The organism is Pseudomonas sp. Yb2C2, assembly GCF_052112325.1.
Lineage (GTDB): Bacteria > Pseudomonadota > Gammaproteobacteria > Pseudomonadales > Pseudomonadaceae > Aquipseudomonas > Aquipseudomonas marginalis.
In genome coordinates this window covers 1-15,372 of record NZ_JAVAJK010000018.1, presented here as the reverse complement: position 1 = coordinate 15,372, position 15,372 = coordinate 1, and the positions used below count along the sequence as shown (strand labels likewise).

Here is a 15,372-nt window from a genome sequence, read left to right as displayed (position 1 = left end):
TCTATTTCGGGGCTTACTGCTCTTTGCTGCAATCCCGCGGCGTGATGCCTTTCTCCTTGGCGTACTGCGCCGCCGAGGCTTCGATGATCGGCCGCAGCAAGGCGCGGTCGGCTTGTACCCAGTCGCTGATCAGGTTCCAGCGCTGGCCGTCCCATTGCTGGAAGCGTACGGCGCCGCCGCCTTCGTGGTCGGCGCAGGAGAGTTTCAGCGGTTGCACCAGGCCCTTGGCGCCCAGCGCCTGCAGGCGTGCGTCGTCGAGGTTCAGGTGTTCGAAGCCCCAGCGTACTTGCTCGCCAGTGAGCGGTTGGTGGCCGTATTTTTCCTGGGCCAGGCGCAGCGCTTCGACGTTGAGAATGCCGTTGACCACGCCCAGGTTGTAATACACGGTGCCGAAACGCTTGGGGTCGGCCAGGTTGCCCTTGCCGGCGTCTACCACGCTTTGCTGGATACCTTGCAGCACCGGGAAGTCGGTGCCCGACGGGTGGGTGGTGATCGAGATAAAGCCTTTGGCGGCGGCACCGGCCGGTACCACGTCTTCTTCGGAGTTGCTCCAGATATTGCCGATGATGTGATCGGCCGGGTAGCCGACTTTCTGCGCGGATTTAAGCGCCACCGGGTTCATCACGCCCCAGCCGCGCAGGATCACCCAGTCGGGCTTGAGGCGCCGGATGTTGAGCCACTGCGATTGCTGCTCGTTGCCGGGGTGCGGCACTTCCAGCAGGGTCAGTTCGAAGCCGGCGTTTTTCGCCAGGGTTTCGAGCACACCATTGGTTTCCTTGCCGTACGGCGAGCCGTGGTAGAGCACGGCGATTTTCTTGCCCTTGAGCTTGTCGGCGCCGCCTTCGCGTTGGCCGATGTAGTTGATGATCGCCGAGACTTCCGAATAGGGGTTGAGCTGCAGCGGGAACACGTAGGGGAACACGCTGCCATCGGTGGAATCGGTGCGGCCATGGTTGATGGTGATCAGCGGCAGCTTGTCGGCGGTGGAGCGGTCCAGGGTGGCATAGGCGATGCCGACTGACAGCGGGTTGGTGGCGGCGGCCGGTGCACCGTTGAGCCCACCCTTGAGGCGCTCATAGCATTCGACGCCTTTTTCCACCACGTACTCGGTCTCGCACTCGCTCCAGGTCAGCTTGACGCCGTTCACCCCGCCCTTGGCATTGATGTATTGCAGGTAGTCGATGAAACCACCGAAGAAGCCGGTGCCGCCGGCGGCGTACGGGCCGACCCGGTAGCTCTGCAACGGGAAGTATTGTTCGTTGGCAGCCTGGGCGCCGGCCGTGAGCCCGGCGGTGATCAGGGCCAGGCCCAAGGCCAGGCGGCGCAGCGATAAGCGGTGTGTCATGGAGGTCATTCCTGGGGGGTTATTGAGTTCAGTAACGCAGCGGCCAAACCCTGGCCCGTTGACGAAAGCGCTGCCACAGACGGGCCAGCCCCTCCGGTTCCTTGATCAAAAACGCGATGATCAGCGCGCCAAACAGCATCTTCTGGATGTTCTCCAGCTGTCCGGCATCCATCAGTCCAGCGGGCAACAGCGCGAAGAGATTGGCCAGCAGGATCGGGAACAACACGATGAATGCCGCGCCAAGGACGTTGCCGAGCACGCTGCCCAGGCCGCCGATAATGATGATGAACAGCACCTGGAACGAGCGGCTCAGGTCAAAGCCGTGGGGCTCGACCGTGCCCAGGTAGGCGAACGCCCACAGTGAACCGGCGATGCCCAGATAGAAGCCGCTGATGGCAAACGCCAGCAGCTTGGCCTTCAACAGGCGAATGCCGATGACGGCAGCGGCGGTGTCCATGTCGCGCACTGCCATCCAGTTGCGGCCCAGTTCGCTGCGCACCAGGTTCTTGCCCAGCCAGAACAGCGTCACCACCACGGCCAGCGTCAGCACGTAGCGGCCACGCGGTGAGCTGAAATCCAGCCCGGCAATCAGCAGCGGCGGTGAGGTGATCACGCCCGAGGCGTTGTCGTTGGTAAACCAGCTGAAGCGGGTGAGCACCCACTCCACCACGAACTGCGCGGCCAGGGTCGCCACCAGCAGGTAAAAGCCCTTGATGCGCAGGCTCGGCAAGCCGAAGAACACCGCCACCGCGGCGGCGATCACGCCACCCAGGGCAAAGCTCACCAGCAGCGGCAGGCCGGGCACCCGCAACTGCAGGTTGTAGGCGGCAAACGCGCCCACCGCCATGAACGCCGCCGAGCCGAGTGAAAGTTGCCCGGCGTAGCCCGTCAGCAGGTTGAGCCCAAGCCCGGCCAGCGACAGCACCAGCAGCGGCACCAGGATTGCGCTGAACCAGTAGTCATTGCCCAGCCAGGGCACCGCAAAAAACGCCACGCCCAGTAGCAGCCACAGCGCGACGCGGTCCTGGCGCAGGCGAAAGGTGCGGCGCTCGGCCGCGTAGGAGGTGCTGATTTGACCGACTTCTTGATACAACATGCAGGCATTTCCCCAAGGACAATCAAACCCGTTCGATGGCGCGCTCGCCGAACAACCCGGCAGGCCGCACCAGCAGGAACAGCAAGGCGAGGACGTAGGGCACCCAGTTCTCGATGCCGCTGCCGATGATCGGGCCGAGGTAGATCTCGGCGATCTTCTCCGCTGCGCCGATGATCAAGCCACCGACAATCGCCCCGCCGATGGACGAGAACCCGCCGATGATCAGCACCGGCAGCGCCTTGAGCACCACCAGCGAGAGCGAGAACTGCACCCCCAGGCGTGCGCCCCAGAGCAACCCGGCCACCAGCCCGACGAACCCGGCCACCGCCCACACCAACGCCCAGATGCGCGGCAGGCGAATACCGATGGCCATGGACGCCAGCGGGTCATCGGCCACCGCACGCAACGACAGGCCCGCCCGGGTCTTGTTGAACAGCAGCGACAGCACGATCACCAGCGCGGCGGCGGTGCCGGCGGCAAACAGGTCGAATTGCGAAAGCAGCATGCCGCGGATTTCCAGCGGCTCGTCGGCGATGCCCAGGTCGAGCCCGTGCACCTGCGCACCCCACAGGAACTGCGCAAAGCCCTCGATCATGTAGGACAGCCCGAGGGTGGCCATGAAGAGGATGATCGGTGGACGATTGACCAAGGGCCGCAGCACCACTTTTTCGATCAGCAGCGCCAGCACCACCATGCTCGCCAGGGTGATCAGGAACGCCCAGGCGAACGGGAAGCCGCGCTCCAACAAACTGACAAACGTCAGCGCGGCGAACAGCACCATGGCGCCCTGGGCAAAATTGAACACGCCGGAGGCCTTGTAGATCAGCACAAAACCAATCGCCACCAGGGCATACATCACACCCGCGAGCAGCCCGCCGATCAGCACTTCGAAGAAAAATTCCATGCTCAGGTTCCCAGGTAGGCGGCGATGACATCGGGGTTGGCGCGCACCTGTTGCGGGGTGCCGTCGCCGATCTTGCGACCGTAGTCGAGGACCACCACGTGGTCGCACAAGCCCATGACCACGCCGATGTCGTGTTCGATCAGCACCACGGTGGTGCCGAACTCGCGGTTGATGTCGCGGATGAACTGGCTCATCTGGGCTTTCTCCTGGGCGTTCATGCCGGCCATGGGTTCATCCAGCAACAGCAGGGTCGGTTCGGCGGCCAGGGCGCGGGCCAGCTCGACACGTTTTTGCAGGCCATAGGGCAGGGTGCCCACCAGCACATGGCGCCAGGGATGGATCTGCAGGAAGGCAATCACCTTTTCCGCGTGCAGGCGGTGGACGTCGTCCTCCCGTGGCGCGCGGCCCAGGCGCAGCATCTGTTCCAGCCAACTGCTGCGGCGCTTGAGGTTGCGCCCGGTGAGCACGTTGTCGAGCACGCTCATGCCCTTGAACAGCGCGATATTCTGGAAGGTCCGCGCAATCCCGCCTTCGGCCGCCTGGTGCGCGCGCATGCGCCGCCGGGTCTGGCCGGCGTAGCGGATGCTGCCGCCCTGGGGGTGGTAGACCCCGTTGATCACATTGAGCAGCGAGCTTTTACCCGCGCCGTTGGGGCCGATCAGGCCGCAGATGTCACCGGCCTTGACCTCGAAACTGATGGAGGTGATTGCCTTGATACCCTTGAACGACAGGGAGATGTCATCGAGCCGCAGTAATACCGCTTCAGTGGGTGTGTGCATGGAAGGCTCGTCAGGCAGATTGAGACAGCAAGTGGTCGCTGGGTTCGTGGCGGGTGGACGGCTCTTGCCAATGGCCGGGACGAATGCCCAGGGCCGCAAAGAAGGCGGCACTTTCCGGATGCAGTGGCGGCCCGACCAGCAAGGGCACGCGCAGGCGGCTCATGCCCAGTAGATCCAGCAAAGGCCGACGCACCAGCCAATGGCCCAGCCAGCGGCGCACGGGGGAGGGTGTGGGCTGCATGGCCCAGTCGTATAAACGATGGCTGAAGCTGCCCGGCAGTGGCAGGCGTTCACGCACCCATTGCTCCAGGCGCCCATAGGATTCGCGGGTGCCCAGCACCAGGGTCGGGCCCAGCTCGCGGCGGTCGGTGTCGCGGGTGGCGAGGGCCTCGGGGAAGTTCAGCCGAAAGCCGGCGTGCAGCCAGGGCGCGAGCAGGTAGCGTGCCTGTCCGCTGGCGGCAAACACCCGTGCGGCGAGGGCTTCGTCGTCGGCGCCGAGGTGTTCGCGGTCGACCAGCGTCCGGCTTCCCGCGAGCAATTGCCCATGGGTCAAGTGCAGGGACGTGTCGGCATGAAAGACGAAGGCGGTGTCGTTCGGCTGCGGGGCGTGGGCGGGTGGCGGTGCATCGGCACGCAGCTCGGCATAGTCGATCAAATCGGCGTCTGCGAACTGGCTCAGGCCACGCCCGTCAAGAAACACCACCACCCCGCGTTCACCGAGTTGTTGCAGCGCTTCCAGGTCTTGCACGAGCACGAAGCGGGGTCGCAGCCCGGCCAGCAGCGCCCGGTTGTCGCGGTCCGGGTCGAGCAGCGTGACGCTGGCGCCCAGCCATTGCGCGGCCAGCGCCAGCAGCAACGCTTCGGGGCGCGCCTGGCTGAGGATCAACAGGTTGTCGTCAGGCCCGAAGCGGCGCTGATGCAAGGCGGCGGCGAGTTGGCTGACCTCGTGCGCCACCGCGCTCCAGCTGCGCTCATGCCAGATGCCCAGGCGCTTGAAGCGCAAGGCAATTGCCGACCCTCGGGTGTGGGCTTGGCGCAACAGCGCCTGGGGCAGTGTCTGGGGCATGGGGGTATCCTTCGTCAGTATGCGAAGGCGATTGCACGCGTCATGCCAGAGGATTAAATGCTTTTATTTCAAGGGGATATGTGGATTTTTGGGGGAGGAGGCGTGTGTTGATTCAGCACAAGCTGTCCAAGCAGTGTTGTTGGGCCAACAGCGATGGGGCCATTGCTGGAGCGCTACCTGTCGCCGACAGGGCTCCAGCTTGTCACGCCGGGATAAGCCCCGCGTCCCGATAACTCTGGACCAGTTCGTCGTACAAACCGAGATCGGCCCGGGTGCGGGCAATCAACTGCGCGCCGGCAATGGCGGTGTAGATGGCACGCGCGCGACGCTCGCAGGCCTCTGTATTGCCGGGTTCGATCTCGGCAAGCAGCGCCGCCAGCCAGGCTACGTTGATATTGGCAAACGTCAGTATCTCTTCCTTCACCGGCTCCGGCAGGTCCTTATATTCGGCCGCCATAAAACTGGACAGGCACAAGCGGTTGCCGTCTTCGAGTGATTTTCGAAAGATGCTCGGATAAGCACGCAGGCATTGCAGCGGATCCGGGTTCTCGCTGCGTATCGCCGCGAGGGCGCTGGCGGCGTCTTCCCAATAGCGCCTGGCGACGGCCGCGCCGAGATCGGCTTTGCTCGGGAAGTGGTAATAGATACTGGCGTTCTTGATCCCCACCGTTTCGCCGATGCTGCGGAAGTTGATGCCACTGTAGCCGTAGTGCTGAGCGGCGAGTTTGGCGGCTTCCAGAATCGCTTCGCGGGCATTTTCACTCACGTGGGGATTGCTCTTAAATGTGGGGAGGGGCGAATTCTACGCTGATAAGGTTTTACCTGCCAACTGGTAGGTAATGCTTGACGGCCTGAAATAATACCTTCAGTCTCTACCTACCATTTGACAGGTAGGCGAGCAGATCATGACGTTCCAACAACCACAAACCCACGTATCCCAACCGCCGTTGATGAAGATTTATGATTGGTACAACGGCCCCTATCCAGCGCGTGTTCGTATTGCGCTGGCCGAGAAAAATATGTTGCCGCGCGTTGAGTTCGTGTCGGTCAACCTCTGGAAAGGGGAGCACAAACAACCTGAGTTCCTGGCCCTCAACTACTCCGGCACCCTGCCAGTGCTGCAACTGGAAGACGGCACGTTCATCGCTGAATGCACGGCTATCACCCAGTACCTGGACACGCTCGATGGCAACCCGACCCTCACCGGCAGGACGCCGACCGAGCAAGGCCTGATCCACATGATGACCAAGCGCGCAGAGATTGAATTGATGGATGCGGTCAGCGTGTATTTCCATCATGCCACCCCTGGGCTTGGGCCTGAGGTAGAGCTTTACCAGAACGCCGAATGGGGCATGCGCATGCGGGACAAGGCGGTCAGGGGGATGCACTATTTCGATAAGGTGCTCAAGACCCGCGCCTTTGTGGCCGGCGATGCCTTCTCAATGGCCGATATCGCGTTACTCGGCGGCATGATCTTCGCGGACCTGGTGCAATTGCCGCTGCCGCAGACGTGTGAAGCCCTGCGCGCCTGGCAGGCCAGGGTCAACGAGCGACCTAGCGTTCAAGCCTGGCGTGCAATGGTTGCACAACCGCACTGAGGGCAACGGCCCGCATAGCTGCCGCCAGCCCGGCCGCTGCGCTGGTGAGGGGCAGCGGGCCGGCCGTTACCTGCACGGCGGCCGCGCTCATCGACGCCTGGCCCAGCGCAACCCGTGTCATTCCATCCCTATAGGCGGCATCGGCAGCTTTGGCGATTGTCGCCAGGTAGCCGTCGATGTCACCCGCCTTGAACAAGCGCCATGCCCCCGGAACCAGCCGCACTTCGACGACCGCGTTCGATTGCAGCGCGGCCTTGTGAAACAGCCGCGCGGTCGGTTCGAGGGTGGTTTCCACCGCGCACAGCACCGCAATTTTTCCGCCCGCCTGCACCGCCGAGGCGGCCAGCGCTTCGTCTGTTCTCAGGATCGGGACACTGCTGGAGATACCTTCAACGGCCGGGCCCAGGGTCGAACAGGTGAGCACCACGGCGTCGGCCTGTTCAGCCAGTGCAAGCAGGGCTGATGCGGTGGATGCGCAGATCTCGGCGCTTAGATGACCGGCGTTTTCGGCAGCAGCCAACAGGTCGGCGCGCACTTCATGACGTAGCACATCAGCGCCGATACCCAGTGCTTTCGCGGCGGTTTCGAAGACGCTGATGTTGCTGGCGGCGGTATGAAGGCAGGCGATGCGCATGGGCTGTTTCCAGTGCTGAAAATGTCGACGATGGTTAAGATGCAGCCCGCACTCACCTAACGCAAGGACAGGGTATGCCGCTGATCATGGAACGCGTAGAACAGGCCCGCAACGGCACCAACCACAAGATCATCTGTCGCATGCCCTCAGGTTGGGCAGTGATGGGCGATGTGCAATTCCTGCCTGGCTACTGCCTGCTATTGCCCGACCCTGTGGTCGCCAGCCTGAACGACCTGGATGCCGACGCCCGCGCGATCTACCTGCTCGACATGGCGCGCATCGGCGACGCGGTGCTGCAAGCCAGCGGTGCGTCGCGCATTAACTACGAGATCCTGGGCAATTCGGAGCCGGAGTTGCATTGCCATATTTTTCCGCGCTACGCCTCGGAGCCGGATGACAAGCGCAAGATGCCCGTCTGGTTTTATGACTGGAAAAATGCGTTGCCGTACGCGGAAGACGTGCATGGGGATCTGCGTAAGGCTATCGCGCAATTACTGGCAGGCTGATGCGTTTACCCTGCGATGTCGTTCAGTTCTGCCAGCACGTCGTCCGTCAGGTCCAGTTCGGCTACGGCGAGGTTTTCTCGCAAATGAGCGACCGATGAGGTCCCCGGAATCAGCAGGATATTCGCTGAGCGACGCAGCAACCACGCCAGGGCCAGTTGCTTTGGCGTTACGCCCAGGCGCTGGGCAACGTTAGTCAGTGTCGATGATTGGACCGGGGTAAATCCGCCTAGGGGGAAGAACGGTACATAGGCGATGCCGTCCCTGGCCAGCTCATCGATCAAGGCGTTGTCGTGTTGGTGGGCGATGTTGTACAGGTTCTGCACGCAGACGAACTCAATCAGGCCACGGGCTTCGGCCACTTGCGTCGGCGTGACGTTGCTGATGCCGATATGGCGTACCAGGCCCTGCTGTTGCAGTTCGGCGAGTGCGGCCAGGGGCGCTGCGATCGAGCCTTCTGCCGTGCCCATCAGGTTGTGGGTGCAACGGAAGTTGACCACATCCAGCACGTCCAGGCCCAGGTTACGCAAGTTGTCATGCACGGCCTTGGTCAGTTCCGCCTTCGATGCTGCGCCATGCCATCCACCTTGATCGTCGCGACGGGCGCCGATCTTGGTGACGATCGTGAGGTCGTCCCGGTAAGGATGCAGCGCCTCGCGGATAATTTGGTTGGTGACGTGCGGTCCGTAGAAATCGCTGGTATCGATATGGTTCACACCGGCTGCGACGGCCTCACGCAGTACCGCCAGGGCCGCATCCCGGTCCTTGGGCGGGCCGAATACACCCGGCCCAGCCAGTTGCATTGTGCCGTAGCCGATGCGGTTGACCTTATGGTCGCCAAGGGTGAAGGTGCCGCTGCTTGCCAGGTTGCTCATGACTGCTGCTCTTGCTTGAACTGAATAAGGCCCTAATATGAAGGATCCTTCAGATTTTGGAATTCGCATTCCATGAGCACCGTCAAAGCGTCATTGAAACCAAGAAAATCAGCGGTTCAAGCACGCTCTGCGGCAACCGTCGAAGCATTGCATGAGGCAACCCTTCAGGTTTTGACCCAGCAGGGTCTGGTGCGCTGCACCACTACGCGGGTGGCGGAGCGCGCGGGAATGTCGGTGGGCAGTCTCTACCAGTACTACCCAAATCGCGATGCGTTGCTCGCCGCCATTCTGGAAAAACACCTGGTGCGCGTGGCCGATAGCGTCGAGCTGGCGTGCTCCGGGCTTCAGGGCGCGTCGGTTGCGGAGATGGCGGGCGGCCTGGTCAAGGCATTACTCACCGCAAAATTGCGCGAACAGGCGGTATCCAAGGCGCTGTATGCGATCGCAGCCGAACGCGGCGGGCCGGAGTTGGTCGCACGTATCAACCTGCGCATGGTGGGCGCGATTGCAGCCATGCTGGCAACGGCGTCCGACGCCCACTTTGACGACCCTGGCCTGGTCGCGGCGATCTCGCTGAGTGCCATCGTCGGCCCGGTGCGCACCCTGCTTGAGGGGAACGCCGCGCCTGCGTTCGAGGCTGCGCTGGAGCAGCAAACCACCTTGATGCTGAGGGCGTATCTGCAGGCTCATCAACCTCCGACCCCAAGGAAGACCCATGCGTGAACGAAAGGCTGCACGACTGCTGGTTATCAACCCCGCGCATGAAGTACTGCTCTTCAGGTTCATCCATAAAGACGGCGCGCTGGCCGGTCAAAATTACTGGGCTACCCCTGGCGGCGGTGTCGAACCGGGGGAGACTTTCGAGGCTGCTGCCATCCGTGAGCTGTGCGAGGAAACCGGTATCCAGGTGCAGGCCGTTGCAGCGCCCATCGCCGAGCGCCGATTTGCGCTGATGCTGCCCAGCGGTGAAACGGTGTCGGCCGTCGAGCACTACTTTGTGGTCCACACCGCCAACACCGAACTGTCCAGGGCTGAGTGGACGCTGGAAGAAACCCAGGTGATGGCGGACCATCAGTGGTGGTCGGCCCAGGCGTTGCGTGCCACCGAGGAAACGGTCTGGCCCGAAGCGCTGGTTGACATGCTGGTGCAAGCCGGCGTGTTCAGCGCATAGCGCCGAGAATCCCGGCCGTCTCGACCACCCTGGCATAGTCCATGGCCAGGTTGCTCAGCGACAGTGCGTGCACGTCCTCGGCCGGCCACAGGCGCCCGGACAAATCGGTTTGATCGAAGGTGTAGCAGGCGTCTGCGGCGACGAGCACGTCAAGGCCCAGGTTGCCGCCTGTGCGTGCCGTTGCTTCGACGGAGTTGTTGGTGATCACCCCGGCGATCACCAGTTGCTTGATCGAACGCGCGTGCAGCCAGCGTTCCAGCCCGGTGGCGATGAAGGCACAGGGTACGTTCTTTTCCACCACGTGTTCGTGGGCCAGTGGTTGCAGCCCAGGCTGAAATTCGCAGCCCGGCTGGCCCGGCCAGAATACCGAACCGGGGGTACGGGAGATGTGCCTGACGTGCACCACCGGTCGCCCCGACTGCCGCCAGGCGCCGAGCAACTGCTGCAACTGCTGCTCGGCCTGCGGATTATTGCGGCGCCCGAGCTTGGGGTCGTTCATGCCCTGCTGCATGTCGATGAGCACCAGTGCAGCGTTTGTGGCTAGGGGGTCCATGGCACATCCTTTGGCTCGTGAGGCACAAAACATAGCAGCCATTGAGTGCGCCTAAACAGCGATTTGTTCGATGCCTTCGCCATTTGCCTTTACACTGCCGCCCCCGGATTTCAGCAAGGATGCGTTGGATGCGTACGCGACTCAGCGGTGTACTCCTCTCCCTGGCCCTGGCCGCTCCCGTCATGGCCGAGCCCCGTTCGTTCTCGGTCAATGACCCCAGTGGTCAATACCTGGTCGAAGTGTTGTTCCCGGAGGTGCCGCAGGACTTGCAGCACCTGGCGCCGGCGCTCATCACCCTGCGCGACAAACGCTCCCTTGAAATCCTTCAGCAATTGCAGACCCCGGATGCCCAGGTGCCGCTGGACCAGCAAGGCAGAACCGTGGATTGGCGCCTGATGGGGGAGAACGGCGTGGTGTACTTCGCCGATATCAACCAGGATGGCCGCCAGGACCTGGCGATTCGCAATGGCACCGGTGCGGATAAGGACTTCCAGTCCAGTTACGACGTGTATCTGCAAGACCCGCACACGTCCCGCTGGGTGCTGAATGGCCCCTTGAGCGACCTCGCCAACGAGACCTCCGGCGGGATGTTTTCGATCAATCCCAAGGACGGCATTATCCATTCGCAGACCGACCGGGGGTGCTGCTGGACCCGCGCCAGCCGCTATCAGATGCGCGATGGCAAACTGGTGCGACTCAGCGCGTGCACCCAGGCAGAAGTGCCGGCGACGGACGATGACGCCAACAACAGCATGCCCAGCGGCTACATGCTGCGCACCACCGGTGAGTGGAAGGACGGCCAGTGGCTGGAAACGCCCAGGCTGGAAGGGCCGGTCAACGAAGACCCCGAGTTCCTGACCGGCACCCTCAACGGCAAGATCCCGGTGCAGCTCTGGTACCAGCAACAAGGCGCGGTGCTGATCGGTGAGTTGCGCTACACCAAAAGCGGCAGCGGCAAGCCGATCAAGCTGGTGGGCGACCAGGGTGAGTACGGCGACCAGTCGTTTATCTACCTGCACGAATATGCCGATGATGGCCGTCAAACCGGCATCTGGCGCATCACGCGGGAAACCGTCGAACCCTATGCCTACGCGGGCACCTGGGTCAGTGGCGCCAAGGGCGACCAGCCCGAGCTGCAGATTCAACTGCACAGGCAGGACCGGGAGCCTGAGTACGACAAGCTCGGCGACGTGGCCCGCGACCAGCGCGATGGCCATTACCAGATGCGCGATGACTTCCTCGGCCGCGACGGTGACCTGGACCTGAAAATCCTTCCCGAACGCGACGCCCAGGGCCGGGAAGTGGCGGAACTCAGCGTGACGCTCAAAGACACCGGCACCGACAAGATCATCATCACTACGCACCAAAGCGTGCCGATGGAAACCGAAAACCTGATCATCGTGCGCGCACCCCAGGCGCCCCCTCGGGCCGGGCCGTATCACATCCAACTGGTGAAGGGCTTTGCGGTGATCGAGCACAACTCGGCGCCGGACAGCCAGGACTACCTGACCGGGTTTTATCGTAAGCAGCCCTGAGGCTTGGGAGCAATGCTGCCTGAGTGTCGATCCTGGCTCAGGCGATTAAGCAAATCGGGTATCTTTAGCCGTTTCAGCTGCTGGCCTGTCTCAGGCCCCGCGCACAATTGATTGATCAGGGAAGCATGCAATGGCACTCAGGGTGATGGTGATCGGCGGCTACGGCAACTTTGGCAGCATCATTTGCCAGCACCTGGCGGGCGCGCCGGGCATTGAACTGGTGGTCTCGGGCCGCCACCCACACAAGTTGCAGGGCAAAGTCGATGCGTTGAAAACATCCTCCGGCCGCGTGTGCGAAAGCTGGTGCGGCGATGCCATGGCGGCCGGGTTCGCTGGCGTCTTGCAGTCGATGGACATCCAGTTGGTGATCCACACCGGCGGCCCGTTCCAGGGGCAATCCTATGCCGTCGCCCAGCACTGCATCGACGCGGGCGTGAACTACTGCGACCTGTCGGATTGCCGGACCTTCGTCAATGGCGTCGGCGTGCTGGATGCGAAAGCCCGGCAGGCGAGCGTGGCCGTCCTCAGCGGTTGCAGCTCTGTACCGACGTTGTCGTCCGCCATCATCGATCAGTACCGCGATCGCTTTACGCGCATCGACACCATCGAGCATGGCATTTCCTCTTCGGCGAAGATGCCGGGGCTGTCGACCATCGAAGGTGTGCTTGCCTACGCGGGAAAACCGATCAAGCAACTCAAGCAGGGCCAGGTGCACGAAGTGCTGGGCTGGCAGGACCTGACCCTGCGCAGGATGCCCCAGCTCGGCACGCGGGTGCTGGCCAATGTGGACGTGCCCGACATGGATATATTCGCTGGTCGTTATGGCGCCCATACCTTGCGCTTCAAGGCCGGTGCGGGGCTCAAACTGGGCGGTGTCGCCAATTATCTGCTGGCGCAAGCGCTACGCATGGGCATTGTGCGCGACCACCTTGCATGGGCCGCCAGACTGCATCGCCTGGGCACCTGGTTCGAACGATTGGGTGATGGCAAAAGCGCGATGTACATCGACGTGCAAGGCCTGGGCATGCACGGTCAGCCGCTGTCCCTGGCGGTGCAACTCACGGCCCTGGACGACAAGGGCCCGGAAATCCCCAGCTGTGCAGCCGTTGCCCTTGCCACCAAAATGGCCCACGGTTACGTGCCCGAGCCCGGTGCCCGCCCGTGCGTAGGCGAAATCAGCGTCGACGAATACATGGCCGCCATCAACGAACCGACGAAGCTGAGCCTGACGGTGCGCTTCTCTGACGGGCAGGCCTGACGGATGCTCTACCTGTGCCTGAAGTACCTGCACATCATCGCGGCGATTTTCCTGTTCGGCTTCGGCATGGGCTCGTACCTCTACCTGATCGCCGCCAGTCGCACGGCCAACCCGCAAGTGATCGCCCATGTGGCGCGCATGGTCGTACGGTTTGATACCTGGATTACCACGCCGGCGGGCGTTATTCAGATCATCACGGGCTTGCTGCTGATCCAGCTTGCCGGGCTGTCTGTGACCACGGAATGGGTACTGACCGCGTTGATCATCTTCCTCTGCGTGGGCTCGCTGTGGCTGCCGGTGCTGGTACTGCAGAAGCGCTTGCAGCAGATGGCCTCGCGGGCGGTCGAGACCGACACGGTGCTGGATGATGGATTCCGTGGTGTGTACCGGAAATGGTTCTGGCTGGGCGTCTTCGGCTTCCTGGGGATGTTTGTGATCGTGATGATCATGGTGACGAAGATGACGCCGTGGCAGTTGGTCGGGCTGTTGGCGGGGGGCTGAGTGCCCGCTCAAGGCTTGGCATCCCAAACCGGTGCAACGATGCATACCGCTGTGTTCATAGCGGCCCCTTCAAAAAGTGCTGCTCATGCGTCGGCCGCTGCTACGGTTTGGACGGTGTGGGTGCTTAACGCGAGAGCAGCGGTGCCGGGCTTTTGTCCTCTGCGCCCACGTCGTGCAGGGAAATCCTCGACGTCTCCGGCAACGCCAACCCGCCCGCCAACGCCAGCAATGCCACGGCAATCAGGTAGAACGCCGGTGACAGGTTGCTGCCGGTGGTGCTGATCAACCACGTGGCCATCAGTGGCGCGGTGCCGCCGAAGATCGTATACGCCATGTTGTAGGTAATCGCCGAAGCGGTATAACGCGTGCGGGTCGGAAAGGTCTCCGACAGCAACGCCGCCGTCACCACACCACACAGTACTGCGCCGACCGCCAGCAACATCACCCCGACAATTGACGCCGTGAACGAACCGGAACTGGCCATCAGGAACGACGGATACACCACCACCATCAACAACACGCACGCCGTCATCACCGTGACCCGACGCCCCACGCGATCCGAATACAGCCCCGCCAGCGGGCAAATCGCCGCGGCGAAGATCAACGCGATCAGCGACACCAGCAACGCCATCGCCCGACTCAGCCCACCGGCCACTTGCAGGTACGTCGCGAAGTAGGTGGTGAACATATAAAACGACAGCGCCGTCAGTGACACAAAAGCGCCCAGGCAGCAGATCGCCGCACCATGGTTGCGCAAGGTTTCCTTGAGTGGCGAGTGGGCCACCGCGTGCTCCTGCTTCACGGCCTGGAAGGCGGGCGTCTCATCCAGCTTCCAGCGCAGGTAAAGGCCCACCAGGCCCAGCGGTGCGGCGATCAGGAACGGCAGGCGCCAACCCCAATTGCCCATGGCCTCGGCGGACAACGACGCTTCAAGGGCGTACGCCACCACGGCGGCGGCGGCGAAGGCGGAGAACGTCGACACCGGCACGAAGCTGCCGTACCAGGCGCGTTTGTCCCGGGGCGCGTGCTCCATCAGGTAGGCACAGGCACCGGCGTATTCGCCGCCGGCGGAGAAACCCTGGGCACAGCGGATCAGCGACAACAGGATCGGCGCCGTGACGCCGATGGCGGCGTAGGTGGGCAGCAGGCCGATCAAGGTGGTGGCGCCGGCCATCAGCAGGATGGTCATGGCCAGGGTGCGCTTGCGCCCGATACGGTCGCCGAGCATGCCGAAGAAAATCCCGCCCAGGGGCCGGAAGGCGAAGGCGACGGCGAACACCGCGAAGGTTTTGAGCAAGGCCGCGCTGGCATCGCCGCTGGGGAAGAACTGTTGGGCGATGGTGGTGGCGAGGAAGCCGTACACGGCGAAGTCAAACCATTCGACGAAGTTACCGATGCCGGCGGCGATGATGACCTTGCGCAGGGTTTGGGGGCTTACCTGTTCGGTGGAGGGGCTCGTCATGGGGAAGGCCTCGGAAGGGGTCGGGGATGCTGGATTATCCGGGGAGGGTGTTGGGCGGCCGGGCTCAAAAGAGTCGTCCGCATAGTCAGTAG

General features: G+C 62.9%; 17 protein-coding genes. 7 read left to right on the top strand and 10 right to left on the bottom strand.

Annotated features, from left to right (window positions below; genetic code table 11):
- Positions 1-13 precede the first annotated feature (13 nt).
- From Q8X51_RS22920 to Q8X51_RS22895, 6 genes are all read right to left on the bottom strand, one after another.
- Complete coding sequence (locus tag Q8X51_RS22920; RefSeq protein ID WP_065948266.1) at positions 14-1,345, bottom strand: ABC transporter substrate-binding protein; 1,332 nt, start codon at positions 1,343-1,345, stop codon at positions 14-16.
- A 28-nt stretch (positions 1,346-1,373) separates the two neighbouring features.
- Complete coding sequence (locus tag Q8X51_RS22915; protein ID WP_027608468.1) at positions 1,374-2,441, bottom strand: branched-chain amino acid ABC transporter permease; 1,068 nt, start codon at positions 2,439-2,441, stop codon at positions 1,374-1,376.
- A gap of 22 nt (positions 2,442-2,463) precedes the next feature.
- On the bottom strand, positions 2,464-3,345 hold the full coding sequence (locus Q8X51_RS22910) for a branched-chain amino acid ABC transporter permease (RefSeq protein WP_065928064.1): 882 nt from the start codon (positions 3,343-3,345) through the stop codon (positions 2,464-2,466).
- Positions 3,346-3,347: 2 nt separating this feature from the next.
- The gene (locus tag Q8X51_RS22905) at positions 3,348-4,124 is read right to left on the bottom strand and encodes an ABC transporter ATP-binding protein (RefSeq protein WP_407694150.1); all 777 of its coding nucleotides are present in this window, start codon (positions 4,122-4,124) and stop codon (positions 3,348-3,350) included.
- A 10-nt stretch (positions 4,125-4,134) separates the two neighbouring features.
- Entirely contained in the window at positions 4,135-5,190 is a 1,056-nt protein-coding gene (locus Q8X51_RS22900; protein WP_407694149.1) for an AMP-binding protein, read from the bottom strand.
- 202 nt (positions 5,191-5,392) lie between these two features.
- A complete protein-coding gene (locus tag Q8X51_RS22895; protein WP_092485001.1) occupies positions 5,393-5,956 on the bottom strand; it encodes a TetR/AcrR family transcriptional regulator in 564 nt (187 codons plus the stop codon).
- A gap of 139 nt (positions 5,957-6,095) precedes the next feature.
- Between Q8X51_RS22895 and Q8X51_RS22890 the strand changes: the two genes are divergently transcribed.
- Positions 6,096-6,788 carry a glutathione S-transferase gene (locus Q8X51_RS22890; protein WP_407694148.1) on the top strand — a complete coding sequence of 231 codons (693 nt, stop codon included), beginning with the start codon at positions 6,096-6,098 and terminating at the stop codon, positions 6,786-6,788.
- On the opposite strand, the gene Q8X51_RS22885 is transcribed toward Q8X51_RS22890, so the two are convergent.
- Positions 6,745-7,422 (bottom strand): aspartate/glutamate racemase family protein, encoded by a 678-nt coding sequence (locus tag Q8X51_RS22885; protein WP_065928069.1) that lies wholly within the window; start codon positions 7,420-7,422, stop codon positions 6,745-6,747. The genes Q8X51_RS22890 and Q8X51_RS22885 overlap by 44 nt on opposite strands.
- Before the next feature lie 74 nt (positions 7,423-7,496).
- Here Q8X51_RS22885 and Q8X51_RS22880 point away from each other — a divergent pair, with 74 nt between their 5' ends.
- Positions 7,497-7,928, top strand: a complete 432-nt coding sequence (locus tag Q8X51_RS22880; protein ID WP_065948272.1) for an HIT family protein — start codon at positions 7,497-7,499, stop codon at positions 7,926-7,928.
- Positions 7,929-7,933: 5 nt separating this feature from the next.
- On the opposite strand, the gene Q8X51_RS22875 is transcribed toward Q8X51_RS22880, so the two are convergent.
- The gene (locus Q8X51_RS22875) at positions 7,934-8,800 is read right to left on the bottom strand and encodes an aldo/keto reductase family oxidoreductase (RefSeq protein WP_137212565.1); all 867 of its coding nucleotides are present in this window, start codon (positions 8,798-8,800) and stop codon (positions 7,934-7,936) included.
- Between the two features lie 72 nt (positions 8,801-8,872).
- Here Q8X51_RS22875 and Q8X51_RS22870 point away from each other — a divergent pair, with 72 nt between their 5' ends.
- On the top strand, positions 8,873-9,523 hold the full coding sequence (locus Q8X51_RS22870; RefSeq protein WP_065942112.1) for a TetR/AcrR family transcriptional regulator: 651 nt from the start codon (positions 8,873-8,875) through the stop codon (positions 9,521-9,523).
- Positions 9,516-9,971 (top strand): NUDIX hydrolase, encoded by a 456-nt coding sequence (locus Q8X51_RS22865; RefSeq protein WP_407694147.1) that lies wholly within the window; start codon positions 9,516-9,518, stop codon positions 9,969-9,971. Before Q8X51_RS22870 ends, Q8X51_RS22865 begins: the two co-directional genes overlap by 8 nt.
- Here Q8X51_RS22865 and Q8X51_RS22860 read toward each other — a convergent pair.
- Positions 9,961-10,524, bottom strand: a complete 564-nt coding sequence (locus Q8X51_RS22860; protein WP_065928074.1) for a cysteine hydrolase family protein — start codon at positions 10,522-10,524, stop codon at positions 9,961-9,963. The genes Q8X51_RS22865 and Q8X51_RS22860 overlap by 11 nt on opposite strands.
- A 128-nt stretch (positions 10,525-10,652) precedes the next feature.
- Between Q8X51_RS22860 and Q8X51_RS22855 the strand changes: the two genes are divergently transcribed.
- From Q8X51_RS22855 to Q8X51_RS22845, 3 genes are all read left to right on the top strand, one after another.
- The gene (locus tag Q8X51_RS22855) at positions 10,653-12,059 is read left to right on the top strand and encodes an XAC2610-related protein (RefSeq protein ID WP_407694146.1); all 1,407 of its coding nucleotides are present in this window, start codon (positions 10,653-10,655) and stop codon (positions 12,057-12,059) included.
- 130 nt (positions 12,060-12,189) lie between these two features.
- Entirely contained in the window at positions 12,190-13,317 is a 1,128-nt protein-coding gene (locus tag Q8X51_RS22850) for a saccharopine dehydrogenase family protein (protein ID WP_065928076.1), read from the top strand.
- Between the two features lie 3 nt (positions 13,318-13,320).
- Positions 13,321-13,818 carry a DUF2269 family protein gene (locus Q8X51_RS22845; RefSeq protein ID WP_065928077.1) on the top strand — a complete coding sequence of 166 codons (498 nt, stop codon included), beginning with the start codon at positions 13,321-13,323 and terminating at the stop codon, positions 13,816-13,818.
- Positions 13,819-13,942: 124 nt separating this feature from the next.
- On the opposite strand, the gene Q8X51_RS22840 is transcribed toward Q8X51_RS22845, so the two are convergent.
- On the bottom strand, positions 13,943-15,280 hold the full coding sequence (locus tag Q8X51_RS22840; protein WP_074846931.1) for an MFS transporter: 1,338 nt from the start codon (positions 15,278-15,280) through the stop codon (positions 13,943-13,945).
- Between the last annotated feature and the right edge of the window lie 92 nt (positions 15,281-15,372).

Excerpts from the sequence above, each read along its gene's own strand:
- Q8X51_RS22905 (WP_407694150.1), bottom strand. The coding sequence starts at position 4,124 with ATGCACACACCCACTGAAGCGGTATTACTGCGGCTCGATGACATCTCC.
- Q8X51_RS22920 (WP_065948266.1), bottom strand. The coding sequence starts at position 1,345 with ATGACACACCGCTTATCGCTGCGCCGCCTGGCCTTGGGCCTGGCCCTG.
- Q8X51_RS22915 (WP_027608468.1), bottom strand. The coding sequence starts at position 2,441 with ATGTTGTATCAAGAAGTCGGTCAAATCAGCACCTCCTACGCGGCCGAG.
- Q8X51_RS22875 (WP_137212565.1), bottom strand. The coding sequence starts at position 8,800 with ATGAGCAACCTGGCAAGCAGCGGCACCTTCACCCTTGGCGACCATAAG.
- Q8X51_RS22845 (WP_065928077.1), top strand. The coding sequence starts at position 13,321 with ATGCTCTACCTGTGCCTGAAGTACCTGCACATCATCGCGGCGATTTTC.
- Q8X51_RS22870 (WP_065942112.1), top strand. The coding sequence starts at position 8,873 with ATGAGCACCGTCAAAGCGTCATTGAAACCAAGAAAATCAGCGGTTCAA.
- Q8X51_RS22880 (WP_065948272.1), top strand. The coding sequence starts at position 7,497 with ATGCCGCTGATCATGGAACGCGTAGAACAGGCCCGCAACGGCACCAAC.
- Q8X51_RS22910 (WP_065928064.1), bottom strand. The coding sequence starts at position 3,345 with ATGGAATTTTTCTTCGAAGTGCTGATCGGCGGGCTGCTCGCGGGTGTG.
- Q8X51_RS22840 (WP_074846931.1), bottom strand. The coding sequence starts at position 15,280 with ATGACGAGCCCCTCCACCGAACAGGTAAGCCCCCAAACCCTGCGCAAG.
- Q8X51_RS22900 (WP_407694149.1), bottom strand. The coding sequence starts at position 5,190 with ATGCCCCAGACACTGCCCCAGGCGCTGTTGCGCCAAGCCCACACCCGA.
- Q8X51_RS22890 (WP_407694148.1), top strand. The coding sequence starts at position 6,096 with ATGACGTTCCAACAACCACAAACCCACGTATCCCAACCGCCGTTGATG.
- Q8X51_RS22865 (WP_407694147.1), top strand. The coding sequence starts at position 9,516 with ATGCGTGAACGAAAGGCTGCACGACTGCTGGTTATCAACCCCGCGCAT.
- Q8X51_RS22860 (WP_065928074.1), bottom strand. The coding sequence starts at position 10,524 with ATGGACCCCCTAGCCACAAACGCTGCACTGGTGCTCATCGACATGCAG.
- Q8X51_RS22855 (WP_407694146.1), top strand. The coding sequence starts at position 10,653 with ATGCGTACGCGACTCAGCGGTGTACTCCTCTCCCTGGCCCTGGCCGCT.
- Q8X51_RS22850 (WP_065928076.1), top strand. The coding sequence starts at position 12,190 with ATGGCACTCAGGGTGATGGTGATCGGCGGCTACGGCAACTTTGGCAGC.
- Q8X51_RS22885 (WP_065928069.1), bottom strand. The coding sequence starts at position 7,422 with ATGCGCATCGCCTGCCTTCATACCGCCGCCAGCAACATCAGCGTCTTC.